This is a genomic window from Ideonella alba, from assembly GCF_018069845.1.
Taxonomy (GTDB): Bacteria; Pseudomonadota; Gammaproteobacteria; order Burkholderiales; family Burkholderiaceae_C; genus Ideonella; species Ideonella alba.
Genome location: NZ_JAGQDD010000026.1, coordinates 37,105 through 59,967, shown reverse-complemented (window position 1 = coordinate 59,967; position 22,863 = coordinate 37,105). Strand labels below are relative to the sequence as shown.

Genomic DNA, 22,863 nt, shown 5'->3' with positions numbered 1-22,863 from the left:
CCGAGCTCTGCGAGGCCGTGGGTGAGTGTGGACGAGAAGATGTCCCTGCGGACATCTGAACGCCTCACGAACCGGCCAAGCTCTGCGAGGCCGTGGGAGAGTGTGGACGAGAAGATGTCCCTGCGGACATCTGAACGCCTCACGAACCGGCCGAGCTCTGCGAGGCCGTGGGGAGGGCGTCATGTTTGACCCGGCCACCTACACCGACGCCTTCGAACGCCACCACGGCTGCACCGAATCCGAATGGCTGGGACAGCTGCCCGGCGCGGCGCAGCCGCACGCCGTGCAACTGGGCCAGGCCCAGGCCCGGGTACTGATCGATGGCGGCACGCTGCAGATCGACTGGCAGGTGCTGCCGCCGCGGCGCATCGCGCTGATCCAGCTGCCGCAGATGCACGTGCGCTACCGCTTCGACGGGGTCAGCGCCGAGGCCCGCCAGCGCTTCATGAAGCGCTTCGACCTGTTCATGCAGAAGGGCGGCGGCTGACGCATCGCCGCCCCGCTGCGCGTCACTTCGGCGGCGTCTTCTTCCACCAGTCCTTGAAGGTCGGCTCGTTGGGCGTGCCGATCGACTGCAGGTAGGCGGTGATGTTGGCGATGTCGGTGTCGTTCACGTAGTCCCGGTAGGACCGCATGCCCTTGTCCTCGCCGCGCATCAGCACCTCGTGCACGTCATTGCGCTCGGCATGCACGATGTTGGGCCCCATGCCGCCGGTGGCGTACATGCCGTGGCAGCCGTAGCAGTTGAGTTTCAGGAAGAGCCGGCGGCCCTCGCCGGCCGCGTCCAGTTTCTGCGCCACGGGCGCGGTGGACGAGCTGATCGACAGGCCGGTGTCGGCGGCCAGGGACGAGGACACCGTGCCCAGCGAGGCGGCCAGCGCCAGCGCGGTCAGGATCAGAGTGCGTTGCATGGTCATTTCCCTTCGAGATGAGCCACTTGGAGGTCACCGCTGTCGACCAGCGGGACACCATATTCCTGCAGGATCCGGCGCACCTCGGCGGCGCGTCGGTCGAGCACCGACTGCAGGGTCTGCAGCAGTGCGGCGTCGCCGCGGCGCACGCCCAGCGACATCGGGTAGCGGAAGGCCAGATCGGGCTGGCGCGGGTCCGACAGCACCGGCGTGACCTGCAGCTTCGCGCCATGGCGCTGGGCGAAGAAGCCGGCGTACGGCCCCCACACCAGGGCCATGTCGATGCTGCCGTCGGCCACGGCGTCGACGAGGTGCGCCATGGGCGTCTCGTCCTCCTCCGGGCCCCACATCGGGAAGCCGCGCACCTGCGCCGCCAGGCCGCGTTGCGCCAGCGCCTGGACCGGGGGCGTGTTCGCGCCCTCGGCCCCCAGCACCTGCACGCCAATGCGCTGGCCGCGCAGCACCGGGTCGTCAAAGCCCTGCGGCACGGCCTGGCCGGTGCGCGTGACGAAGACGAAGCTCGATGCGTAGTACGGTCGCCCGGTGAGCAGGCCCTGCAGCCCGGCCGGCACCCCGATCACCACATCGCATTCCCCGGCGTTCAGCGTGCGGCGCAGAAAGCCGCGCCGCTGCATGTTCCAGGTGAAGCGCAGCGTGGCGCCCAGGTCGTCGGCCAGCAGCCGGGCGATGCGGTTCTCGAAGCCCTCCTGCCGCTGGTTGGAGTAGGGCAGCGCCGCCGGGTCGGCGCACACCGCCAGCTCGCGCGGCGCATCGGCCGCACGCACCGGGATGAGCGCCAGGCACGACAGGCCCAGCCCGATCAGCAGGCGCTTCATGGCAGCTTGAAGACGTGCAGCATGCCGCTGGTGGCCGCCGCTGGCGTGGTCTTGCCGCGCGCCGTGGGCAGCTGGGCGATGGCGCCGGCCAGCGGCGAGCGCATGCCGTCGCCACCCTGCACACCGAAGCCGCCACCGGCCGGGCACGGACCGCCGGCGAAACCGCCCGGCAGCCAGCCGATGCCGGTGTACACCGCCACCCGCTGCGTGCCGTCCGGCGCGCTGTAGGCGATCGGGCTGCCGATGATGCCGCACTCGAGCTGCTTGTCGAACACCACCTGGCCGTTGGTGGCGTTGAGCGCCTTGAAGTGGCCGTCCAGCGTGCCGTAGAAGACCAGGTTGCCGGCGGTGGCCATGACGCCGCTGTAGACCGGCAGCGTCTCGATCACGTTCCAGGCGCGCTGGCCGGTGGCCGCGTTCCAGGCCACCAGCTCGCCCATGTAGCCGCCCGGGGCCGGCTGGAAGGCGATGTCGGCGCCCATGAAGGGCGTGCCGGCGATGTAGATGGCCTTCAGCGGCTCCAGCGCATTGCAGAAGTTGATCGCCGGCACATAGAACAGGCCGGTCTGCGGCGAGTAGGCCGAGGGCTCCCAGTCCTTGCCGCCCAGCGGCGACGGGCAGATGCCGTTGGTGATCTCGCCCTGGTGCGGCTCCATGGCCTTCACCACCGCCGGGGCGCCGGTCTTCATGTTCACCTTCTCGGCCCAGGTCGTGTAGGCGAACTTCTCGGCCACCAGCACCTCGCCGGTGGCGCGGTCCATGGTGTAGGCGAAGCCGTTCTTGTTGAAGTGCACCAGCGCCTGGCGGGTCTTGCCCTTGATCGTCAGGTCGACCAGGATGCTCTCGTTGACCGCGTCGTAGTCCCAGCCGTCATGCGGCGTGAGCTGGTAGACCCAGGCAGCCTCGCCGGTGTCGGCATTGCGCGCGAAGATCGACGAGCCCCACTTGTTGTCGCCCTTGCGCATGTCGGGGTTCCAGACGCCGGGGTTGCCGGTGCCGTAGTACACCAGGTTCAGCGCCGGGTCGTAGCTGAACCAGGCCCAGGAGGTGCTGCCGCCCTGCTGCCAGGTGGTGCCCGGCCAGGTGGTGACGCCCAGGTCGACGCCGCGGTCCTTGGCATACCAGGGCTTGGTGTTGGCGCCGATCAGCACCTCGCTGTCGGGGCCGGTGCTGAAGGCCTTCCAGACCTGCTGGCCGTCGGACACGCGCAGCGCCTTGACCCAGCCGCGGATGCCCAGCTCGCCACCGGCGTTGCCGATGATGACCTTGTCCTTGGCGATGATGGGCGCGCCGGTCAGCGTCTCGCCGGTGGTGACGTCGCCGTGGCGGGCGCGCCAGACCTGCTGGCCGGTGCTGGCGTCCACCGCCACCGTGCTGTCGTCGAGCAGGTTGTAGATGATCTTGCCGTCCGCGTAGGCCGGTCCGCGGTTGACGGTGTCGCAGCAGGCCACCCCGCGCGAATAGGCGTCCACCCGCGGGCTGAAGGTCCACTTCACCGTGCCCGGGTTGTTCAGGTCCAGCGCGATCAGCTTGTTCGGGTAGGGCGTGACGATGTACATCGTGCTGCCCACCACCAGCGGCTGGCCCTGGTGGCCGCCCTTGGTGCCAGTGGCCACGCTGAACTCCTCGACCAGCGTGCCGACGTTGCCGGCATGGATGGACGCCAGCTCGCTGTAGCGCATGGCCTGGGGGTTGCCGGCGGGCGTGGTCCACTCGTTGCCGGCGCCAGCGGCGAGGGCTGAGCCCATCGCCAAGAGGCCGGACAATCCGGCCAGGAATCGGTTCACCCTGCGCATGCGCGTCTCCTCGTTGCGGTGACTGGAGCCTTGATCATGTGCAATATGCACATTTATAGCCAGCCCCCTGAACGTGGGGGGTTGACGTTCAGCGTCCGGCGTGGCGGGCGGCGCGCGAGGACAGCGCGTTCGGGAAGTACAGCGCCGTCAGGCTCTTGCTGTGCACCGGCGAGTAGCCGCGGCCGTCGCCGCCCTCGGCCGCGTCGGCATAGCGGCGCCAGTCGCGCACCCAGTGGATGTCATCGCAGACTTCCAGCAGGCCCAGCGTCTCGCGGTCGCCGACCAGCACGCCCTGCACGCGCAGACCCAGCCGCGCGCGGGCCTCGTCCAGCCGCGCCAGCGTGGCCGGCACGCAGCCGAACTCACCGTCGCTGACCACCAGCACATCGGCGCTGCGCCAGCGTGCTTCATGGACCCGCTCGATCGCGCGCTCGATCGGCGTCTGCACATCGGTGCCGCCGTCAAAGCCCTGCCCCATCAGGTCCAGCACCGCCTGCAGGCCCTGCCGGCCAGTGCCCAGTTCGCGCTCGACCAGCTCGCCCGGACCGCCAAAGGCGATCAGGCAGCAGCCGCGCCCGGCCTCGTGCGCAGCGCGCAGCGCGGCGATGACCACCGCCTTGGCGACGTTCTCGGGGGCGCCGCGCATCGAGCCCGAGGTGTCCAGGCACAGCACGATCGGCCCGCGCTCCAGCGCCTCGTCGCGCCGTGGCGGCGTGCTGGCCTGGGGGCGGCCGGCGGGGTCGGGGCGCCAGTCCATCAGCACCGCCTCGCTGTCCCAGCCCAGCAGGCGCGATTCGGCATGGCGGGCGCGCCAGAGGCGGCGCAGCACCGGGTGGCGCAGCATCACCGCCTCGCTGGCCAGCATGCGCTCAGGACGGCCGGTGAAATGGATGCCGGTGAGTTCGCCCGGCGCATCGGGCAGGCGGGTCTCGACCGGGCGCAGCGGCACCGGCGTCTGGTCGCCGGGCTCGGGCGGTGCGGCCTGGGGCAGCGGCTGCGCGCTGCGCTCGGCGCGGCCCAGTCGACGGATCAGCGCGGCCAGCTCGGGCAGCTGCTGCAGCCACTCGGCGGCCCGGCGTGCGGCCTGCCAGGGCCGGCCGCTGAGCTGGCCACGCAGCTCGTCCCAGCGCAGCTGCGCCAGGTCGCCCAGGCCCTGCAGCAGCGCCAGCGACTCTTCCAGGCCCTGGGTCTCGAACTGCCAGGCAGCGCTGAACTCGGCAGCCACCTCGGCGATGGCCTCGTCCCGCGTCAGGCGCGGCTGGTGGTCGGCGATGCGGTCCAGGTGCCACAGCACCGCACGCAGCACCTGCTCGGCCAGCGAGGGCACGCCGCGGCCCATGGCCGGCAGCTTCAGCTCGCCCACGGCCTGGCGCAGCGCGGCCGCCGCCGCAGCATCGCCGAAATCCGCATCGGCCGGGGGCAGTTCGCCAGCAGTCAGCGACTGCAGCCAGCGCTGGGCGTCGCGCAGCCGCGCCGCGCGCTCGCCGGTGGCATTGACCAGGCTGCCCAGCCACACGCCGCGGGGCAAGGGCGCCAGCGCGTCATAGGGCCGGTCGAGGGGGCCGTGGCCATGGGCGTCGCCACTGACGTCGCCACTGTGGCCCGCATTCACGCCGGCTCCAATTGCACCGGCGGCGGCGCCGGCTCGTTCAGGGTGTCGTCCAGCGGCAGCGTAGCGAAACCATCGCGCACCGGCGTCAGCCGGGCCACCAGCGCGGCCAGCACGGCCTCGGTGTGGCGGTGGGCGTCCACCACCTGCTGCGCCAGCGCAGGTGGCCACCACAGGCGGCCGCGCAGGCGCGCGGCCAGCGCGTCAGCGGTGGCGGCGGCCGCAGCGCGCTGAGCCTGCAACTGGGCCAGCAATTCGTCGGCCTGGGCCACGCGTGCCGCCACGTGCACCGGGCTGTAGCGCCGGCGCAGCTGGGCCTCAAGCTGCTGCGACACCATGCGCAGCATGCCGTCCCCGTCATCGCCCTGCCCCATCCCGATCTGGCGCGCCAGCGCCAGCTTGCCCGCGGCGTCATCGGCCTCGGCGTCCTGGCGCGCGCTCATCTCCAGGTCCAGCTGACGCTCGAAAGCCTCGACCGCCCGGGTCAGCCAGGGCGCCTCCTGCGGCACCGCCTGCAGCCACTCGGCCTGGAACCACTGCGCCAGTGCGGCGGCCTGCGCCGGCTCGTCGGCAGCCACCAGCGGCGCGGTCCACAGGTCCAGGCCGTCGATCTGGCTGCGGCCCTCGGTGGCCGCGGCCACCCGCAGCAGGCCCACCCACTGGCGCCAGCGGCGGTCGCTCAGCGAGCGGCCCTGCGCCGCCAGCCAGGCGCGCAGCGCGGCCAGCGCCTGCACCGCCTCGTCGCCCAGCGACACCTGGGTGGCGGCCGCGCTCACCGCGGCCCGCTCGTCGGGGCTGATCGGCACCGGCCAGAGCGGCTCGGCGCCGTTCAGGCGCAGCAATGCAGCGAAGTGATCGTCCCCCACCGGCGTCACCGGCACGCGCAGCAGGAAGCGGTCGTGGAAGGCGCGCAGTGCCTCGTCGGCCGGGCCTTCGTTGCTGGCCGCGACGACGCTGAGCAGCGGCGTGCGCTGGCGGCCGCTGCCGTTGTCGAACTCGCGCTCGTTGAGCAGGGTCAGCAGCGCGTTGAGGATGGCCGAGTTGGCCTTGAACACCTCGTCCAGGAAGGCCACGCCCGCGGTGGGCAGGAAGCCATCGACCAGGCGCTCGTAGCGGTCGTCCTCCAGCGCCTTCAGCGACAGCGGGCCGAACAGCTCTTCGGGCGTGGAGAAGCGCGTCAGCAGGCGCTCGAAGTAGCGGGCGCCGCCAAAGGCCCGGTGCAGGCGGCGCGCCAGCTCGCTCTTGGCAGTGCCGGGCGGCCCCAGCAGCAGCACATGCTCGCCGGCCAGTGCCGCCAGCAGCGCGGCGCGCACGGCCAGGCTGCGCTCCAGCAGGCCGCTCTCCAGGGCCGACAGCCAGGCCTGCAGGCGTTCAGGGGTGGGCAGGGACATGGCGGGATTGTCGGTGGGCGTGAAGGGGGCGGCAAGGCGCCGCGCCGGGGCATCGGTTATCGTTCACCTTGGAACCTCCTCATGAAATCCCGCGGCGTCCATCTCCAGTACAGCTTCCAGTCGGACGGCCAGCGCGGCGCGGACATCCAGAACCCGCTGTTCGACCTGCTCTCGGCGCTGCGCCAGCACGGCTCGATCCAGCACGCGGCCACCGCCACCGGCGCCTCCTACCGCCACGTCTGGGGCGCGCTCAAGCAGTGGGAGCTGGTGATCGGCGAGCCGCTGGTGCTGTGGGCCAAGGGCCAGCCGGCGCGGCTGACGCCCTTTGCCGAGCGGCTGCTGTGGGCCGAGGCGCGCGCCCGCACCCGCATGACGCCGCACATCGAGGCGCTGCGCTCCGAGCTGGAGCGCGTGCTGGCCGAGGCGCTGGACGGCAGCCACCAGGTGCTCACCATCTACGCCAGCCATGACCTGGCGCTGCCGGCACTGCGCGAGTGCGCCGCCGAGCACCACCGCCTGCACATCGACCTGCGCTTTGCCGGCAGCATGGACGCGCTGCGCGCGCTGTCCGAAGGCCGCTGCACCGTGGCGGGCTTCCATGTCCCGCCGCTGGAGGACGCGCGCAACCTGTTCGCCGAGGCGCTCAAGCCGCTGCTCAAGCCCGGCGTGCACAAGTTGATCGGCTGCACCCGGCGCACCCAGGGCCTGATGGTGGCGCGCGGCAACCCGCTGCGCCTGCGCGGCCTGGCGGACCTGGCCAGCGGCTCGGTGCGCTTCATCAACCGCCAGGAAGGCTCGGGCACCCGGCTGCTGACCGATCACCTGCTGGCCCAGCAAGGCCTGTCCAGCAGCTTCGTGCCGCGCTACCACGAGGTGGTGGAGGACAGCCACCTGGCCGTGGCCGCGGCCATCGCCAGCGGCCTGGGCGATGCCGGCGTGGGCATTGCCGCGGCGGCCGAGCAGTTCGGCCTGGACCTGGTGCCGCTGGTCGAGGAGGACTACTTCCTGGTCTGCCTGAAGGACGCGCTGCAGCACCCGGCGGTGCAGCAGCTGTGCGAGGCCCTGGCCGGCGCACCGATGCACCAGGCCGTCTCGGCGCTGCCCGGCTATGCGCTGAACACGCCGGGCGAGGTGCTGTCGCTGACCCGGGCCCTGCCCTGGTGGCATTTCCGCACCCGCAAGGAAGCGCACGAGGCCCGCCACGCTGCCGAGTAGGCCTGATCAGGGCCGGGCCGCGGCGGCCAGCGCCTCGCGCTCGTAGCGCGGATACAGGTGGGCCACGTTGCGCACGTACTCGGTGCGGAACGCAGCCCAGGCGCGGAACTCTTCGGGCACGGGCGCGCGCAGCAGGTCGTTCATCTCCCAGCCCTGCTGCGCGGCGCGGCGGAAATGGCCATCCAGCCACTGCAGGTAGCGCCGCGTCTGCGCCAGGCCGCGCGTGCCCTCGTGCACCGGTCCATGGCTGGGCACCACGGTGCGCAGGCCCTGGGTCTGCAGCGCGTCCAGGCTGGCCAGCCAGTCGGGGATGCGGGCATGCGGCGTGGTGGGAATGCGGTCGGCGAAGACCAGGCCGCCGACGAAGGCCACGCCGCTGGCGCGGTCGAACAGCACCAGGTCAGAGTCGGTGTGGCCGCGCCACTCGCGCAATTCCAGCTCGCGCGAGCCGATGCGCCAGCGCAGGCCCTCGGGCGGCACCACCAGGTCGGTGTCGGGCGCCAGGGTCTCGGTGCCCTTCATCCAGTCGCCGCACAGGCGGTAGAGGTTGGTTTCGTAGGCGGCCGCTTCGCGCGCCACGCCCGCCCGCGTGGTGGCGGTGGCGCGCCGTGGCACGTCGGCAAAGGCCTGGTCGCCCAGGAAGTAGTCGGGGTGCAGGTTCAGCTGCAGCACCTGCACCACCGGCTCGGGCGTGGTGCGGGCGATCAGGGCGCGCAACTGCTCGCCATACCGCCGGCTCGGGCCGGTGTTGATGACCACCACCCCTGCACCGGTGGCGATGAAGCCAGTGTTGATGATGTTGCAGCCATTGGCCACGCTGAAGTCGTCGTTCGCGCCTTCGACCACCCACACGCCAGGGGCCAGCGCGCGTGCCTGCAGGCGGTAGTCCTGGGTGACCGGATCCGGCGCGGCCTGCACCCACGAAGGCAACGCGGCCAGCAGCACCAGCACCAGGGCCAGCCCCAACGCCCCCAGGGGCGTGCTGATCTGCGGCCACCTCACGGCAGTCGCCCGTCGATGCGGTTGCCGTTGTTGTCAGCCCCGACGATGCGCACGCCGCCCTCCGGCGGGCTGCGGAAATCCAGGCTGAACACCGGGTTCTCGCTGACCGGCTCGAAGGCCTGCAGCCGGGCCAGCTCGCGCCCCTGCCCGTCCTGCACCGACAGGCGGTTGACGAAGAAGGCCGGCACGCCGCCCACCAGGCCGGTGTCCATCGGGTGCATCACACGCAGGCGCAAGCGCGCCGCCGGGCTGGAGGGGCCTTCGCTCTGCAGCGCAAAGACGCGGCCGCTGAGCTCACCCAGGGTGCGCGACCAGCTGCCGTCCTTGCGGCTGTCACCGCTGACCGTGCAACCGCCGCCGGCCGAGTCGATCTCGGTGCCGCCGACGTGCCACACGCCATCGGCGGTGCGCGCGGCGGCGCGGATCGGCGAGGCCTGCTCCAGCTTGAAGCGCAGCGACAGGCTGGGCAAGGCCAGCATCGGCTGGAAGGCCACCACCCGCTTGATCGGGTTGCGGTCGACCAGCACCAGGATCTGCTCGATCGGGCCCAGCGCCGGATCGACGCGCACGCTCACCGGCACGTTCATCGGGTCTTCGGCGAAGGCCGGGGCCTGCACCTGCACCCGTTCGTCATAGACCACCCGGCCGCCACCCAGGTACTCGCGGCGCATGTCGATCCAGACGTGCGAGCGGTAGGGGTCGCCCTCGAACTCATCGGCGCGCGCGCCCAGGCCGCCGGTCAGCGCGGCGGCCGCCCCGAGCCAGCGCAGGCAGTCGCGTCGCGCCAGCATCGTCAGCGCCCCAGCCCCAGGCGCAGGCCCAGCAGCACGCTGCGCGGCGCGCCTGGCTCGAAGAAGCGGCCGTTGCCGTCGTTGACGATCACGCTGCCGGCATAGGCGCGGTCGGCCAGGTTGTCGATGCGCGCCAGCAGCTCGGCGCGGGTGCCGTCGGGCAGCGTGTAGGCCTTGCGCCAGCGCAGCGCCAGCACCCCGTAGCCGCCGGCAAAGTCGGTGTTGCGGTCGTTCACCGCCACGCTGCCGGAGCCGCGCGCCTCCAGACCGAATTCGCCCCAGCGCGCATCGCGCCAGGCCAGCTCGGCAAAGCCGGTGCTGCGCGGCGCACCGGCCACGCGGTTGCCGGCCGCCACATCGGCCGTCGGCGCGGTGCAGGGCGTGCCCGCGCAGGTCTTGAAGGCGTCCAGGTAGGTGGCGTCCAGCCAGGTCAGCGCGGTGGCCGCGCGCCAGCCGCTGGCCGGGCGCCAGGCGGCGGACAGCTCCGCGCCCTGGCGGCGGGTGCGGCCCACGTTCTGGAAGCTGGAGCGGCCGCCGCTGTTGGTGGCGGTGCTCAGCTCGTCGTCGACCTGGGTGTGGAACAGCGTGGCATCGAGCTGCCAGGCCTGGGCGCGCCAGCGAGCGCCCAGCTCGGCCTGGCGGCTGGTCTGGGCCTTCAGCGCGGTGTTGAAACCGCCCTGGCCATCGGGCCGGTAGGCCAGCTCGCCCAGCGTGGGCGCCTCCACACCCCGGGCCACGCTGGCATGCAGCTGCCAGCCCGGCGCCACCTGCCAGCGCAGGCCCAGCACCGGGTTGGTGTAGGTGTAGCGGACCTCGCCGGAATCGTCGCCGTTGGCCAGGTAGGCGTCGTCGGCCGACAGGCTGACCTTGCCATGGCGCAGGCCGGCGCTCAGCGCCAGCGTGGGGTTCAGCTGCCAGTCGGCCTGGGCGAAGACGTCGCGGGTGTCGGCGCGGTCCACCTCGTCACGCCGCAGGCGGCCGGTCACGCCCAGCGTGCTGCCGATGAAGTTCTCATAGCCGCGGCGGTCATCGCGCTGGCTGTCCAGCGCCGCACCGACCACCAGGTCCAGCGCGTCCCAGCCCCAGCGCAGCCGGGCCTCGGCGCCATGGAAGCCGCGGTCGAAATCGACCACGCCACCGCCATGGCGCGGGCTGCCCTGCGCCGCCACCGGGATGGCCTGCCACTGCGTGACGCTGCGCTGACCGCTGTAGCCCGCCAGGCTGGCCTCGCGCAGCGCGCCGGCATCAAAGCGGTGCGTCCAGCTGCCGCCCACCTGGGTCTGGGCCAGCTCCTTGCGGGTGTTGAAGTCGATCGCCACCTGGGCGGTCTGGTAGGGGTCGGCGTCGAAGTCGGCGCGGTTCAGGCCCAGCGCGTCCTGCGCGTTCTGGCGCAGGTGGTTGAGTTGCAGCACGACGCGGTCGTTGCCCTCTTCCCAGGCACCGCGCAGCGTGCCCAGCGTGCGGTTGGCGGCGCTTTGCGGCCGGAAGCCGTCCAGCGTCATCTGCGTCAGCGAGGCGCGCACGCCAATGCCCGCAGGTGTCAAGGCCCCCACCGAGGCGCGCACCTGGCGCAGACCGTCGCTGCCGCCGTCGACGCTGAAGTCGGCCTCGGGGCCCTTGACCGGCGCGCTGAACAGCGAGATCACGCCGCCCGAGCTGTTGCCATACAGCGCCGAGAACGGCCCGCGCAGCACCTCGATGCGCTGCGCATTGGCCAGGTCGAACTGCGAGACCTGGCCCTGGCCGTCGGGGCCGCTGGCCGGGATGCCGTCGGTGTACAGGCGGATGCCACGCACGCCGAAGCCGGCCCGCGCGCCAAAGCCGCGGGCGCTGATCTGCAGGTCCTGGGCGTAGTTGCTGCGGTTGTTGACGACGATGCCGGGCACGCGGCCGATGGCCTCGCTGAGGTTGATGCCCGGGCCGGCGGCGCTGATCGTGTCGCGGTCGACCACGCCGATCGCGAAGGGCACCAGGTCGGCGGCGCGCGGCGCGGCGCTGCCGCTGACCACCACCTGCGTGGCGGCGGCGTCCTGGGCCTGGACGGACGGGAGACAGGCGGCCAGCACGGCCAGCGCGATCGGGCGAAGCAGGGAGCAGCGGTGTCGAATCATGGGGCGCGATTGAGCAGCAGCCGAACCGGCCGCCATCTGATCCGCATCAGACCCGGACGGCGCGCGCCCGCAAAGTTCGCGAAAACCCCGATCGATGCGCCAGGACGTGACACTGCCCAGCGCGCGCCGTGGCGCCGCCCCGGATCAGGGCTTGCCCCAGGTGTGGGGACTACACCACGCAGCCGGCGGTGACGCTGGCCGCCGCGCCGCCCACGAAGCGGGGTTCGGGGATCTCCCAGCCGTAGCGGATGGCCGTCAGCTCGGCCAGGATGGACACCGCGATCTCGGGCGGCGTTCGGGCGCCGTTCTTGATGCCCACCGGGCCGTGCAGCCGCGCCAGCTCGGCCTCGGTCATGCCGAAGTGCTCGGCCAGGCGCTGCTTGCGCTTGGCCTGGTTGATGCGCGAGCCGATCGCGCCGACGTAGAAGCAGGGGCTCTTGAGCGCCTCCATCAGCGCCAGGTCGTCCAGCTTGGGGTCGTGGGTCAGCGCGATCACCGCGGTGTGGGCGTCGGGCTTCATCGCGATCACCGCGTCGTCGGGCATCTCGCGGGTGCGCTGCACGCCGGGCAGCTCGGGCAGGTATTCCTCGCGCGGATCGCAGACCGTGACCTGGTAGTCCAGCGCCTGCGCCATCTGCGCCAGGTAGACCGTCATCTGGCCGGCCCCGATGACCATCAGCCGCCAGTGCGGGCCGTGGGTGGAGACCAGCGTGGACTCGTCCAGCAGCACGGTGTCGGCACCATCGGCCGGGGCCAGCGTCACCGCGCCGCTGCGCATGTCCAGCGTGCGCCGCACCCGTTGGCCATCGGCCAGGCGCTGCAGCAGGTCCTCGACCAGGCTGTGCGCCGCCAGCGGCTCCAGCACCAGCTCCAGCGTGCCGCCACAGGGCAGGCCGAAGCGCGCGGCCTCGTCGCCCGACACGCCGTAGCGCACCACCTGCGGCGCGTCGGCCACCAGGGCCTTCTCGCGCATGCGGGCGATCAGATCGTCCTCGATGCAGCCGCCCGACACCGAACCGGCGATCTGGCCGTCATCGCGCACCGCCACCACCGAGCCCACCGGCCGCGGCGCCGAGCCCCAGGTGCGGGTGATCGTGCCCATCACCACCGCATGTCCAGCCTCGCGCCAGGTCACGACCTGGCGCAGCACCTGCAGATCCACGTTGTCCATCGCCGGATTCTGGACCCGTCGTCAGGTTCCTGCAGGCGGCGGGACAAGCTCACCCACGCCACGCCTGCCAGCTGCTCCACAGCAGCCGCAGGCCAAAGCCGCCCACCACCGCCGCCGACACCCGGTTGAACACACCGGCGTGCCTCAGCCAGGCCTGCTGCACCGCCGGCTGGGACAAGGCCAGCGCCAGGCCGCCGTGCCACAGCAGCGAGTTGCCGAACACCAGCGCCACGGCGGCCGCCTGCAGCGCCAGCGCCGGCTGCGCCGGCAGTGCGGTGGCGAACACGCTGGCGTAGAACAGCGCGATCTTCGGGTTCAGCATCGCGGTGGTGAAGCCCACACGGGCCGCTGCCCAGCGCGACAGCCCCTCGGCCTGGGCCTGTGCGGTGGGCGAGCCGGCCGAGGCCCACAGCCGCCAGGCCAGCTGCAGCAGGTACAGCCCGCCCGCCACCTGCACCGCGTCGCGCAGCAGCGGGTGCGCGGCGAACACCACGCCCACGCCCAGCACCGCCAGCAGCGCCCAGCTCAGCGTGCCCGCCGTCATGCCGGCCACCGCGGCGAAGGCGCGGTCGCGCTGGCCACTGGCGGCCAGTTGGCCCAGCAGCACGAAGTTGAAACCCGGCACGAGCAGCACAGCCCAGTGCAACACGGCGATGGTGGCCAGAGAGCTCAGCATGAGCCCGATGCTAGCGGCTCAACCCGGCCAGCCGCGCCGCCACCACCGCCTCGATCAGGTCCATCGGCAGCGGCTGGTCATGGCGGAACTGCAGATTGCCCTTCGGGCCCGCCCAGGGCGCCAGCCGCGCGCGCAGCGCCGCGTCACGCACCGGCGGGAACAGGCCGATGTGCTGCTGGAAGGCCGCGTAGTGCAGCACCACGCCGCCGCGAAACATCGTCGGCATGCGGTAGCTCAGCCGCTCCTCGCCATCGGGCACGCAGCGCTGCAGCAGGGCGCGGATGTCGCGCAGGCGCTGGCGCACCGCCGCATCGGGCCAGTCATCGATCCAGGCCTGCACGGCCGCTGCGCCTTCGTCCATCACGGTCTGCCTCCCGGGTCCATGGTGCACGACGAAGCAGGCCGGCGCCGATCGACGCCGCAGCGCCGTGTCGGGCCGGCGCAACGCGCAGGTGCCGCGCCGATGGCTATTTTTTGTAAGCCCTGAGGCGCGGTCCGACGCCCGCTGCCCGGCCGGGCCCGGGTCAGACCCGGGCCTGCGTTAAGAAGCGTAAGCGCCAGCCCACCGGCCCCTCCGCGGCCCCGGGTGGCTGCCCATGCCGGTGCGGCCGGGCGATGCTAGCCTGCGCCACCGAAGACGCGGTTGCCACGCGTTCGACCGATGGAGACCCTGTTGATGCGCACGCCCCTCCTGGCCACCCTGCTGGCGGCCACCCTGCTCGCCCCGGCCCAGGCCGGCACGCTGACGATCGAGAGCTGGCGCGTCGACGACAAGGCGCTGTGGGAAAGCACGCTGATCCCCGCCTTCCAGCGCAAGCACCCGGGCGTGGAGGTGAAGTTCGCCCCCACCGCGCCCACCGAATACGACTCCAGCCTGTCGGCCCGGCTGACCGGCGGCACCGCCGGCGACCTGATCGCCTGCCGGCCGTTTGACGTGTCGCTGGCGCTGTACAAGAAGGGCCACCTGGAAAAGCTCGACGGCCGCCCCGGCATGGAGAACTTCCCCGCCAGCGCCAAGGTGGCCTGGCAGACCGATGACGGCAAGGACAGCTACTGCATGCCGATGGCCTCGGTGATCCACGGCTTCTTCTACAACAAGGCCATCTTCCGCAAGCTCTCGCTGCAGCCGCCCAGGACCGAGGCCGAGTTGTTCGCGCTGCTCGACACCGTCAAGAAGGCCGGCGGCATCGCCCCGCTGGCGCTGGGCACCGCTGACCAGTGGGAGGCCAACCAGATCGTCTTCACCAACCTGGGCCCCAACTACTGGCAGGGCGAGGCCGGCCGCAAGGCCCTGATCGCCGGGCAGGCCAGGTTCACCGACCCGGCGTTTGAAGGCGTGTTCGACCTGATGGCCCGACTGGGCCCCTACCTGCCCAAAGGCGCCAGCGCGCAGACGTATGGCGACAGCCAGAACCTCTTCGCGCTGGGCCGCGCCGCGGTGTACCCGGCGGGCTCCTGGGACATCGCCTACTTCAATCAGCAGGGCGTGGAGTTCGGCGCCTTCCCGCCGCCGGTGCGCAAGGCCGGGGACAAGTGCTTCATCTCCGACCACACCGACATCGGCATGGGCATCAACCGCAAGTCGAAAAACAAGGAGGACGCGCAGAAGTTCATCACCTGGCTGGGCTCGCAGGAGTTTGCCGATCTGTACACCAACAAGGTCACCGGCTTCTTCTCGCTGTCCAACCACCTGATCGCGGTGCGCGACCCGGTGGCCAAGCAGATGATGGACTGGCGCACCCAGTGCGGCTCCACCATCCGCCTGAACAGCCAGGTGCTCAACCGCGGCACGCCGCCGCTGGAGAACGAACTCTGGAACGTTGGCGCGCAGGTGCTCAACGGCAAGCTCGCGCCCAAGGACGCCGCCGCGCGCCTGCAGGCCGGGCTGGCCAAGTGGCACAAGCCGGCGCAGTGACGCTGCCTGGCCGCGCATGAGTCGCCTGCGCCCCTCGCCGCCGGTCCCGCGCTGGGTGCTGGCCGTGTTCCTGCTGCCGGCGGTGGGGGTCTACGCCGCCTTCAGTGCCCTGCCGCTGCTCGACACCCTGCGCCTGGGCCTGTTCGTCGCCGACGACAGCGGCGCGGCCCGCTTCGCCGGCCTGGCCAACTTCCACACGCTGCTGACCGACCCCGACTGGTCGGCCGCGTTCTGGAACGCAATGGGCAACAACCTGCGCTTCTTCGTGATCCACATGCTGGTGCAGAACCCGATCGCGCTGGGCCTGGCCGCGCTGCTGAGCCTGCGTGGCCTGCAAGGGGCCGCCGCCTACCGCACGCTGATCTTCCTGCCCACGCTGCTGTCGGTGGTGATCATCGGCTTCGTCTGGCAGCTGATGCTGTCGCCGCTGTGGGGCCTGGGCGAGCGCATGCTCGGCTGGGTGGGCCTGGCCGAGCATTTCCAGCCCTGGCTGGGCCAGGAGGAGACCGCGCTGACGACGCTGGCGCTGATCTCGGTGTGGCAGTACGTGGGCATGCCGATGATGCTGATCTACGCGGCGCTGATCGCCGTGCCTGAGGACATCATCGAAGCGGCCCATGTCGAGGGCGCCAGCGCCTGGCGCATCTTCTGGGCGATCCGCCTGCCGCTGGTCTACCCGACGCTGGGCCTGGTCACGATCCTGACCTTCGTCGGCAACTTCAACGCCTTCGACCTGATCTACTCGGTCAAGGGCGCGCTGGCCGGGCCGAACTTCTCCACCGACCTGCTGGGCACACTGTTCTACCGCACCTTCTTCGGCTACCAGGCGCAGATCGGCAGCCCGCAGATGGGCGCGGCGGTGGCCACGCTGATGTTCCTGGTAATCCTGGGCGGGGTGGGCCTGTATTTCGCGCTGGTGCAGCGCCGGCTGGTGCGCCATGCCCTCTAGCCCGGCGTCGCGCAAGCCACCGCTGCTGAACCGGCCGCAGCCGCTGGGTGTGGGCCCCGGCCTGGGCCGCGCCGGCGTGCACGCGCTGCTGCTGGCGTACACGCTGGTGGCGCTGTTCCCGATCGCGCTAGTGCTGATCAACGCGGTGAAATCGCGCGCCGCGATCTTCGACGACCCGCTGTCGCTGCCCGACGCCGCCAGCCTCTCGCTGGTCGGCTTCAACAAGGTGCTGGCCGCCACCCACTTCGCCCACTACTTTGGCAACAGCCTGGTGGTGACGCTGGGCTCGCTGGTGCTGATCCTGCTGTTCGGCGCCATGGCGGCCTGGGCACTGACCGAGTACGACTTCCGCGGCCGGCGCCTGCTGGGGCTGTTCATGGCCTTCGGCATCATGATCCCGATCCGCCTGGGCACGGTGTCCATCCTGGAGCTGGCGGTCCGGCTGGACCTGGTCAACACGCTGACGGTGCTGGTGCTGGTCTACACCGCCCAGGGCCTGCCGCTGGCGGTGCTGATCCTGTCCGAGTTCATCCAGCAGGTGCCGGGCGAACTCAAGGACGCGGCGCGCTGCGATGGCGTGGGCGAGCTGCGCATCTTCTTCCAGGTGGTGCTGCCGCTGATCCGTCCCGCCGTGGCCACGGTGGCGGTGTTCACGATGATCCCGGCCTGGAACGACCTGTGGTTCCCGCTGATCCTGGCGCCGTCCGAGCCCACCCGCACCGTCACGCTGGGCGTGCAGCAGTTCATCGGCCAGTACGTCACCGACTGGAATGCGGTGCTGGCCTCGCTGACGCTGGCGGTGCTGCCCATCCTCGTGCTGTATGCGCTGTTCTCGCGCCAGCTCATCCGCGGCCTGACCTCAGGCGCCGTCAAATAGAGTTCCCGCCCATGGCCCGCGTCCGCCTCTCCCGCCTGCGCAAATCCTACGACGGCCGCACCGATGTGCTGGCCGGCATCGACCTGGACATCGCCCACGGCGAGTTCGTCGTGCTGCTGGGCCCCTCGGGCTGCGGCAAGTCCACGCTGCTGCGCCTGCTGTGCGGGCTGGAGCCGATCACCGAGGGCACGCTAGAGATCGGCGACCGCGTCGTCAATGACCTGCCTCCCGCGCAGCGCGGCATCGCCATGGTCTTCCAGAGCTATGCGCTCTACCCGCACATGACGGTGTGGAAGAACATGGCCTTCGGCCTGAAGATCGCCGGCCAGGACAAGGCCGAGATCGATGCGCGCATCCGCCGCGCCGCCGCCATTCTGAAGATCGAGCACCTGCTGGAGCGGCTGCCGCGGGAACTGTCCGGCGGCCAGCGCCAGCGCGTGGCCATCGGCCGCGCGATCGTGCGCGAGCCGCAGCTTTTCCTGTTCGACGAGCCGCTGTCCAACCTGGACGCCGCGCTGCGCGTGCAGACCCGGCTGGAGATCGCCAAGCTGCACCGTCAGCTCGACGCCACCATCGTCTACGTCACCCACGACCAGGTCGAGGCGATGACCCTGGGCGACCGCATCGTGGTGATGCACGAGGGCCACATCCAGCAGGCCGGCACGCCGCTGCAGCTCTACCAGCAGCCGGCCAACCTGTTCGTCGCCGGCTTCATCGGCTCGCCGAAGATGAACCTGCTGCCCGCCCGCGTGCTGGCGGCCGCCGCCGACGGTGTGGTGCTGAGCCTGGGCGATGGCGCCCAGGTACGGGCGGCAGTCGATGGCCGGGGCGTGGCCGTCGGCAGCGCGGTGACGCTGGGCCTGCGCGCCGAACACGCCCGCGCCGGCCACAGCGCCAGCGAGCGCTTCAGCGGCCGCGTGCAGGCGGTCGAGCACCTGGGCGAATCCAACCACATCTACCTGGCCCTGGCCGATGGCAGCGAGCTGGTGATCCGTGGCGAGGGCGACCGCCCGGTCGATGCCGACGCGCCGCTGCATTTCTCCGCTGACCCGGCCGCCTTCCACGTCTTCGACGAGCGCGGCCAGGCGCTGACACGCTTGCAGCCCGGCAACCTGGTCTCCAGCGGCCGCGCCCGCGCCACGGGGGCCGCATGACGCCGCGCGCATGCCGCCAGGCGTGGGCCGCGATGGCCCTGGTCCTGCTGGGCCCCGCGGCGCTGGCCACCCCCGCCACGCTGCAGTGGTCGGTGCTGCGCAACGGCCCGGTGGCCGGCCACCCGGACCCGCTGGGCCTGCTGGAGCTGCAGCTGAGCCTGCCCGCCGACCTGGCGCTGCCGGCCACCGGCTGGTCGCTGTACCTCAGCACGGTCTCGGGCCTGCGCACCGGTCCCACCGAGGGCGGCCTGCTGGTGGAGCCGGTCAAGGGCACGCACTACCGGGTGCGGCCCATCCAGCCCCAACCGGTGGCCGCCGGCCAGACGCTGACGCTGCGCTTGCTGGCGGCCGAGCCCATGCACCGCGTCGACAAGGGCCCGCGCGGCGCCTACCTGGTGCTGGACGCCGAGCCCGACCGCGCCTGGCCCCTGGCCACCACCGCCCGCGCACTCGTGCCCGGCCCGGGCGACCCCCAGCCACCCACGGCGGCCGAGCTGTATGCGCGCTACCAGCGGCCGGCCCCGGCCGATGCGACGGCGCTGCCGCCGGTGTTTCCGCCGCCGCTGCATTGGCAGGCCGGCGCGGGCGAACTGCGCTGGCGCGCCCGCCCCGCGCTGCAGGCCGCGCCCGCGCTGCGCGCCCAGGCTGATCAACTGAACCGCTGGCTGGGCGCGCGCTGGCCCGGCCCGGTCGATGCCTCGCAGCCACCGCTGCGCCTGCGCGTGGGCGCAGTGCCCGGCAACGCTTCGCCCGAGGCCTACCGGCTGCAGATCCACCCGCAGCGCGGCATCACCCTGACCGGGCGCAGCCCGGCCGGCGTGGCGCGCGGCCTGTCCTCGCTGCGCGACCTGTGGCCCGCCCCGGGCGCCGCCTGGCCGGCGCTGGACATCACCGATGCGCCGCGCTTCGCGGTGCGCGGCCTGCTGGTCGACATCGCGCGCAACTTCCAGTCGCCCGACACGCTGAGCCACACGCTGGCGCTGATGGCCCGCCTGAAGCTCAACACGCTGCACCTGCACCTGAGCGACGACGAGGGCTGGCGCCTGGAGATCCCCGGCCTGCCCGAGCTGACCGACTTCGGCGCCCGCCGCGGCCACAGCGCCGATCCCTGGCGCCACCTGCCGCCGGCCCATGGCTCGGGCGCCGACGTGGCCGACCCGCACGGCAGCGGGCATCTCAGCCGGGCCGACTACATCGCGCTGCTGCGCGAGGCCGCGGCGCTGCAGATCACCGTGCTGCCCGAGATCGAGATGCCCGGCCACGCCCGCGCCGCCGTCTGGGCCATGGCCGCGCGCGAGCGCGCACTGGCCGCGCAAGGCCGGCCCGATGCCGCCCAGTACCGCCTGCGCGACCCGGACGACCCCTCGGTCTACCGCTCGGCCCAGCTGCACACCGACCATGTGATCGACCCCGGCCTGCCCGGCACCTACGCCTTCATCGACAAGGTGCTGGGCGAGATCGCCGCGATGCACCGCGAGGCCGGCGTGCCGCTGCGCCGCATCCACCTGGGCGCCGACGAGCTGCCTGGCCGCGCCTGGAGCGCCTCGCCGGCCAGCCTCGAGACCATCCGCCGGCTGGGCCTGGGTGACCGCGACGGCCTGTGGAACCACTTCTACCAGCGTGTCGACGCCATCGCCCGGCGCCACGGCGCGCGCGTTGATGGCTGGGAGGAGCTGGGCGCGGTGCGCCGCCCGCACGTGAACAGCAACGGCCCAGGCAGCCGGCTCGAGCCCAACCCGGTGTTCCGCGGCCGCGGCATGCGGCTGTTCGTCTGGAACAACCTGGACGACTCCGACGACCTGGCCTACCGCCTGGCCAATGCCGGCCACGACGTGGTGCTGGCGCCCGCCACGCGCCTGTACTTCGACATGGCGCATGACGCCGAGCCCAACGAGGTGGGCGTCAACTGGGCCGCGCTGACCGACCTGCAGCAGACCTGGTCCTATGTCCCGCTGGACGACCTGCGCGCCCGCCCCACCGACCCCACCCCGCTGCCCGGCCGCGCGGCACTCACCGCCAGCGGCCGTCGCCATGTGCTGGGCCTGGAGGGCACGCTGTTCTCCGAGGTGGTGCGCGAGCCCGCCACCATGCAGCGCCTGCTGCTGCCGCGCCTGCTGGCACTGGCCGAGCGCGCCTGGTCGGCCGACCCCGCCTGGGCGCGCAGCCGCGTGCCGGCGGACGCCGCCGCCGGCCATGCGCAGGACTGGGACCGTTTCACCCGCCAGGTGGGCACCCAGGTGCTGCCGCGGCTGCTGAGCGAGCAGCCGGGCCTGGCCTACCATGTACCGCCCCCGGGCCTGCAGGTGGACGGCGCACGCACCCGCAGCGCCACCGCCTGGCCCGGCCTGCAGGTGCGCTACACCACCGACGGCAGCGAACCCGGCCCCGACAGCCCGCTGGCCGGCCCCGACGGCATTCCCGCCACCACCGGCGTGCGCGCCGCCGCCTTCGGCCCGGGCGGCCAGCGCAGCCGCACCATCGCCCTGCCATGATGCGTCACCGCCTGCTCCTGTCCCTGCTGCTGGTCCTGCCGCTGATGAGCACCGCCGCCACCCCGCCCGACGACTGGGCCCAGCTGGGCCGCTTCCGCGAGGCCAACGCCGCGCTGGGCGCGCCGCGCGCCGACGAGGCCCGCGTGGTCGTGCTGGGCGACTCGATCACCGAGCACTGGAGCCACGACGCGCCCGATCCCTTCGGCCCCGGCGGCTGGATCAACCGCGGCATCAGCGGCCAGACCACGCCGCAGATGCTGCTGCGCCTGCGCCAGGACGTGATCGCGCTGGCGCCGCGGGTGCTGGTGATCATCGCCGGCACCAACGACATCGCCGGCAACACCGGCCCCACCACCGTGGAGGCCATCGCCGGGAACATCGCCTCGATGGCCGAGCTGGCGCGCGCACACGGCATCCGCGTGGTGATCGGCACCGTGCCGCCGGCCAGCCGGTACTGGTGGGCGCCCGAGATCGACCCGCGCACGCGCATCATCGAGCTGAACCACCTGCTGCGCCGCTACGCCCAGCAGCAGGACCTGGTGCTGCTGGAGCTGCACACGCCGCTGGCCGATGCCGACGGCGGCATCGCCAAGGCCCTGGCCGAGGACGGCGTGCACCCCACCGCCGCCGGCTACCGCGTGATGAGCGCCGCCGCGCGCGAGGCCGTGCAGCGCGCCCTGACCCGCTGACGCGCCGGTCTGGGCAGACAATGCCGCCGTGCGCCTCGTCCTGTCCACCCTCCTGCTGACCCTGCCGCTGGCCGCCGCCGCTGCCACGCCGCTGCAGGTGCTGCACTGGTGGACCTCGGCCAGCGAGCGCCGCGCGGTGGAGGTGCTGGCCGCGCATGCCGCGGCCGAGGACATCGCCTGGCGCGATGCCGCCGTACCCGGCGGGGCCGGCCAGGGCGCCGGCAAGGTGCTGCGCAGCCGCGTGCTGGCCGGCGACGCGCCCGACGCCACCCAGCTCATCGGCCGCTCGATCGCCGACTGGGCCGAGGTGGGCGTGCTGCTCGAACTCGACAATGTCGCCGGCACCTGGCCGCAGCAGCTGCTGCCCCCGGTGGCCGCGCTGCTGCGCCACCGCGGCCACACGGTGGCGGTGCCGCTGGGCATCCACCGCGCCAACGCCTTGTACCTGCACAAGCCCACCTTCGACCGCCTGGGCCTGAAAGCCCCCACCACCTGGGCCGAGCTGGAACGCACCGCCGCCGCGCTGCAGGCCGCCGGCGTGGTGCCGTTGGCGCAGAGCAGCGAGCCCTGGCAGGTGGCCGGCCTGGCCGAGGCGATGATCCTGGCCGAAGGCGGCGTGGCCCTGCACCGCGCGCTGTTCGTGCGCCACGACCCCGCCGCCGCGGCCGACCCGCGCCTGGCCACGGCGCTGCGCCGCCTGCGCCAGCTGCGCGGCTGGATCGGCGGCGCCGCCGCTGACCGCCCCTGGACCGACGAGGTCCGCCGCCTGCAGCGCGGCGACGCGGCCATGCTGATGATGGGCGACTGGGCCAAGGGCGAGCTGCTGGCGCTGGGCGCCCGGCTGGACCAGGACGTGGTCTGCAGCACCTGGCCCGGCACCCAGCGCCTGCACCTCTACAGCATCGATTCACTCGGCATGTTCACCAACGACTACGCCCGCAGCCCGGCGCAGGAGCGCCTGGCGCGTCTGCTGGTGACGCCGGCGGTGCAGGCCGACTACAACGCGGTCAAGGGCTCGGTGCCGGTGCGCCGCGACACCGACCCGGCCCGGCTGGATACCTGCGCGCGCGACTCCTGGCTGAGCTTCGCCCAGGGCAGCGCGCAGCGCGCGCCCAGCATGGTCCACCGCATGGCCACCGACGAGGCCAGCAAGGAGGCGCTGATCGACGAACTGCGCCGCTTCTTCCTGGACGACCAGGCCACGCCCGCCTCCCTGCAGCAGCGCCTGGCCGCGGTGCTGCGCACCCTGCCCCAACGCGCCACGGACGACTGAAGACC

General features: G+C 72.5%; 20 protein-coding genes. 9 read left to right on the top strand and 11 right to left on the bottom strand.

All coding sequences use genetic code 11. The features are described from left to right. The first annotated feature begins 181 nt into the window (after positions 1-181). The gene (locus KAK03_RS22900; RefSeq protein ID WP_210856994.1) at positions 182-487 is read left to right on the top strand and encodes a hypothetical protein; all 306 of its coding nucleotides are present in this window, start codon (positions 182-184) and stop codon (positions 485-487) included. A 22-nt stretch (positions 488-509) separates the two neighbouring features. Here KAK03_RS22900 and KAK03_RS22895 read toward each other — a convergent pair whose 3' ends face one another. From KAK03_RS22895 to KAK03_RS22875, 5 genes are all read right to left on the bottom strand, one after another. Continuing rightward, on the bottom strand, positions 510-911 hold the full coding sequence (locus tag KAK03_RS22895) for a c-type cytochrome (RefSeq protein WP_210856993.1): 402 nt from the start codon (positions 909-911) through the stop codon (positions 510-512). Between the two features lie 2 nt (positions 912-913). Then, positions 914-1,747 carry a quinoprotein dehydrogenase-associated putative ABC transporter substrate-binding protein gene (locus KAK03_RS22890; protein WP_247661361.1) on the bottom strand — a complete coding sequence of 278 codons (834 nt, stop codon included), beginning with the start codon at positions 1,745-1,747 and terminating at the stop codon, positions 914-916. After that, the gene (locus KAK03_RS22885; RefSeq protein ID WP_210856992.1) at positions 1,744-3,495 is read right to left on the bottom strand and encodes a PQQ-dependent dehydrogenase, methanol/ethanol family; all 1,752 of its coding nucleotides are present in this window, start codon (positions 3,493-3,495) and stop codon (positions 1,744-1,746) included. The genes KAK03_RS22890 and KAK03_RS22885 overlap by 4 nt, the downstream gene beginning before the upstream one ends. A 136-nt stretch (positions 3,496-3,631) precedes the next feature. Next, positions 3,632-5,155 carry a VWA domain-containing protein gene (locus KAK03_RS22880; protein ID WP_210856991.1) on the bottom strand — a complete coding sequence of 508 codons (1,524 nt, stop codon included), beginning with the start codon at positions 5,153-5,155 and terminating at the stop codon, positions 3,632-3,634. Beyond that, the gene (locus tag KAK03_RS22875) at positions 5,152-6,543 is read right to left on the bottom strand and encodes an AAA family ATPase (protein ID WP_210856990.1); all 1,392 of its coding nucleotides are present in this window, start codon (positions 6,541-6,543) and stop codon (positions 5,152-5,154) included. The genes KAK03_RS22880 and KAK03_RS22875 overlap by 4 nt, the downstream gene beginning before the upstream one ends. 81 nt (positions 6,544-6,624) lie before the next feature. Between KAK03_RS22875 and KAK03_RS22870 the strand changes: the two genes are divergently transcribed. Then, positions 6,625-7,758, top strand: a complete 1,134-nt coding sequence (locus KAK03_RS22870) for a substrate-binding domain-containing protein (protein ID WP_210856989.1) — start codon at positions 6,625-6,627, stop codon at positions 7,756-7,758. Positions 7,759-7,764: 6 nt separating this feature from the next. Here KAK03_RS22870 and KAK03_RS22865 read toward each other — a convergent pair whose 3' ends face one another. The 6 genes from KAK03_RS22865 to KAK03_RS22840 form a co-directional block, all read right to left on the bottom strand. Then, complete coding sequence (locus KAK03_RS22865; protein ID WP_310738714.1) at positions 7,765-8,760, bottom strand: quinoprotein relay system zinc metallohydrolase 1; 996 nt, start codon at positions 8,758-8,760, stop codon at positions 7,765-7,767. Beyond that, entirely contained in the window at positions 8,757-9,551 is a 795-nt protein-coding gene (locus tag KAK03_RS22860) for a quinoprotein dehydrogenase-associated SoxYZ-like carrier (RefSeq protein ID WP_210856988.1), read from the bottom strand. Before KAK03_RS22860 ends, KAK03_RS22865 begins: the two co-directional genes overlap by 4 nt. A 2-nt stretch (positions 9,552-9,553) precedes the next feature. Further along, the gene (locus KAK03_RS22855; RefSeq protein ID WP_210856987.1) at positions 9,554-11,662 is read right to left on the bottom strand and encodes a TonB-dependent receptor family protein; all 2,109 of its coding nucleotides are present in this window, start codon (positions 11,660-11,662) and stop codon (positions 9,554-9,556) included. A gap of 169 nt (positions 11,663-11,831) precedes the next feature. Then, positions 11,832-12,833, bottom strand: a complete 1,002-nt coding sequence (locus KAK03_RS22850; protein ID WP_210856986.1) for an XdhC family protein — start codon at positions 12,831-12,833, stop codon at positions 11,832-11,834. A 49-nt stretch (positions 12,834-12,882) separates the two neighbouring features. Beyond that, positions 12,883-13,509, bottom strand: a complete 627-nt coding sequence (locus KAK03_RS22845) for a LysE family translocator (protein ID WP_210856985.1) — start codon at positions 13,507-13,509, stop codon at positions 12,883-12,885. 10 nt (positions 13,510-13,519) lie between these two features. Further along, on the bottom strand, positions 13,520-13,870 hold the full coding sequence (locus tag KAK03_RS22840; protein ID WP_210856984.1) for an iron chaperone: 351 nt from the start codon (positions 13,868-13,870) through the stop codon (positions 13,520-13,522). Positions 13,871-14,185: 315 nt separating this feature from the next. Here KAK03_RS22840 and KAK03_RS22835 point away from each other — a divergent pair, with 315 nt between their 5' ends. Genes KAK03_RS22835 through KAK03_RS22805 form a run of 7 tightly spaced genes read left to right on the top strand, consistent with a single transcriptional unit; the run spans position 14,186 to position 22,858 of the window. Beyond that, positions 14,186-15,424: an ABC transporter substrate-binding protein gene (locus KAK03_RS22835; RefSeq protein ID WP_247661360.1), complete on the top strand. Its 1,239-nt coding sequence runs from the start codon at positions 14,186-14,188 to the stop codon at positions 15,422-15,424. Between the two features lie 16 nt (positions 15,425-15,440). After that, on the top strand, positions 15,441-16,373 hold the full coding sequence (locus tag KAK03_RS22830; RefSeq protein WP_210856982.1) for a carbohydrate ABC transporter permease: 933 nt from the start codon (positions 15,441-15,443) through the stop codon (positions 16,371-16,373). Further along, positions 16,363-17,250, top strand: a complete 888-nt coding sequence (locus KAK03_RS22825) for a carbohydrate ABC transporter permease (RefSeq protein ID WP_210856981.1) — start codon at positions 16,363-16,365, stop codon at positions 17,248-17,250. The genes KAK03_RS22830 and KAK03_RS22825 overlap by 11 nt, the downstream gene beginning before the upstream one ends. Before the next feature lie 11 nt (positions 17,251-17,261). Further along, positions 17,262-18,404 carry an ABC transporter ATP-binding protein gene (locus tag KAK03_RS22820; RefSeq protein ID WP_210856980.1) on the top strand — a complete coding sequence of 381 codons (1,143 nt, stop codon included), beginning with the start codon at positions 17,262-17,264 and terminating at the stop codon, positions 18,402-18,404. Between the two features lie 32 nt (positions 18,405-18,436). Next, the gene (locus KAK03_RS22815) at positions 18,437-20,896 is read left to right on the top strand and encodes a family 20 glycosylhydrolase (RefSeq protein ID WP_210856979.1); all 2,460 of its coding nucleotides are present in this window, start codon (positions 18,437-18,439) and stop codon (positions 20,894-20,896) included. Then, on the top strand, positions 20,893-21,585 hold the full coding sequence (locus tag KAK03_RS22810; protein WP_210856978.1) for a GDSL-type esterase/lipase family protein: 693 nt from the start codon (positions 20,893-20,895) through the stop codon (positions 21,583-21,585). The genes KAK03_RS22815 and KAK03_RS22810 overlap by 4 nt, the downstream gene beginning before the upstream one ends. Before the next feature lie 28 nt (positions 21,586-21,613). Then, a complete protein-coding gene (locus KAK03_RS22805) occupies positions 21,614-22,858 on the top strand; it encodes an ABC transporter substrate-binding protein (protein ID WP_310738713.1) in 1,245 nt (414 codons plus the stop codon). Positions 22,859-22,863: the final 5 nt, after the last annotated feature.

Excerpts from the sequence above, each read along its gene's own strand:
- KAK03_RS22900 (WP_210856994.1), top strand. The coding sequence starts at position 182 with ATGTTTGACCCGGCCACCTACACCGACGCCTTCGAACGCCACCACGGC.
- KAK03_RS22895 (WP_210856993.1), bottom strand. The coding sequence starts at position 911 with ATGCAACGCACTCTGATCCTGACCGCGCTGGCGCTGGCCGCCTCGCTG.
- KAK03_RS22890 (WP_247661361.1), bottom strand. The coding sequence starts at position 1,747 with ATGAAGCGCCTGCTGATCGGGCTGGGCCTGTCGTGCCTGGCGCTCATC.
- KAK03_RS22885 (WP_210856992.1), bottom strand. The coding sequence starts at position 3,495 with ATGGGCTCAGCCCTCGCCGCTGGCGCCGGCAACGAGTGGACCACGCCC.
- KAK03_RS22875 (WP_210856990.1), bottom strand. The coding sequence starts at position 6,543 with ATGTCCCTGCCCACCCCTGAACGCCTGCAGGCCTGGCTGTCGGCCCTG.
- KAK03_RS22870 (WP_210856989.1), top strand. The coding sequence starts at position 6,625 with ATGAAATCCCGCGGCGTCCATCTCCAGTACAGCTTCCAGTCGGACGGC.
- KAK03_RS22860 (WP_210856988.1), bottom strand. The coding sequence starts at position 9,551 with ATGCTGGCGCGACGCGACTGCCTGCGCTGGCTCGGGGCGGCCGCCGCG.
- KAK03_RS22855 (WP_210856987.1), bottom strand. The coding sequence starts at position 11,662 with ATGATTCGACACCGCTGCTCCCTGCTTCGCCCGATCGCGCTGGCCGTG.
- KAK03_RS22850 (WP_210856986.1), bottom strand. The coding sequence starts at position 12,833 with ATGGACAACGTGGATCTGCAGGTGCTGCGCCAGGTCGTGACCTGGCGC.
- KAK03_RS22845 (WP_210856985.1), bottom strand. The coding sequence starts at position 13,509 with ATGCTGAGCTCTCTGGCCACCATCGCCGTGTTGCACTGGGCTGTGCTG.
- KAK03_RS22840 (WP_210856984.1), bottom strand. The coding sequence starts at position 13,870 with ATGGACGAAGGCGCAGCGGCCGTGCAGGCCTGGATCGATGACTGGCCC.
- KAK03_RS22835 (WP_247661360.1), top strand. The coding sequence starts at position 14,186 with ATGCGCACGCCCCTCCTGGCCACCCTGCTGGCGGCCACCCTGCTCGCC.
- KAK03_RS22830 (WP_210856982.1), top strand. The coding sequence starts at position 15,441 with ATGAGTCGCCTGCGCCCCTCGCCGCCGGTCCCGCGCTGGGTGCTGGCC.
- KAK03_RS22825 (WP_210856981.1), top strand. The coding sequence starts at position 16,363 with ATGCCCTCTAGCCCGGCGTCGCGCAAGCCACCGCTGCTGAACCGGCCG.
- KAK03_RS22820 (WP_210856980.1), top strand. The coding sequence starts at position 17,262 with ATGGCCCGCGTCCGCCTCTCCCGCCTGCGCAAATCCTACGACGGCCGC.
- KAK03_RS22815 (WP_210856979.1), top strand. The coding sequence starts at position 18,437 with ATGGCCCTGGTCCTGCTGGGCCCCGCGGCGCTGGCCACCCCCGCCACG.
- KAK03_RS22810 (WP_210856978.1), top strand. The coding sequence starts at position 20,893 with ATGATGCGTCACCGCCTGCTCCTGTCCCTGCTGCTGGTCCTGCCGCTG.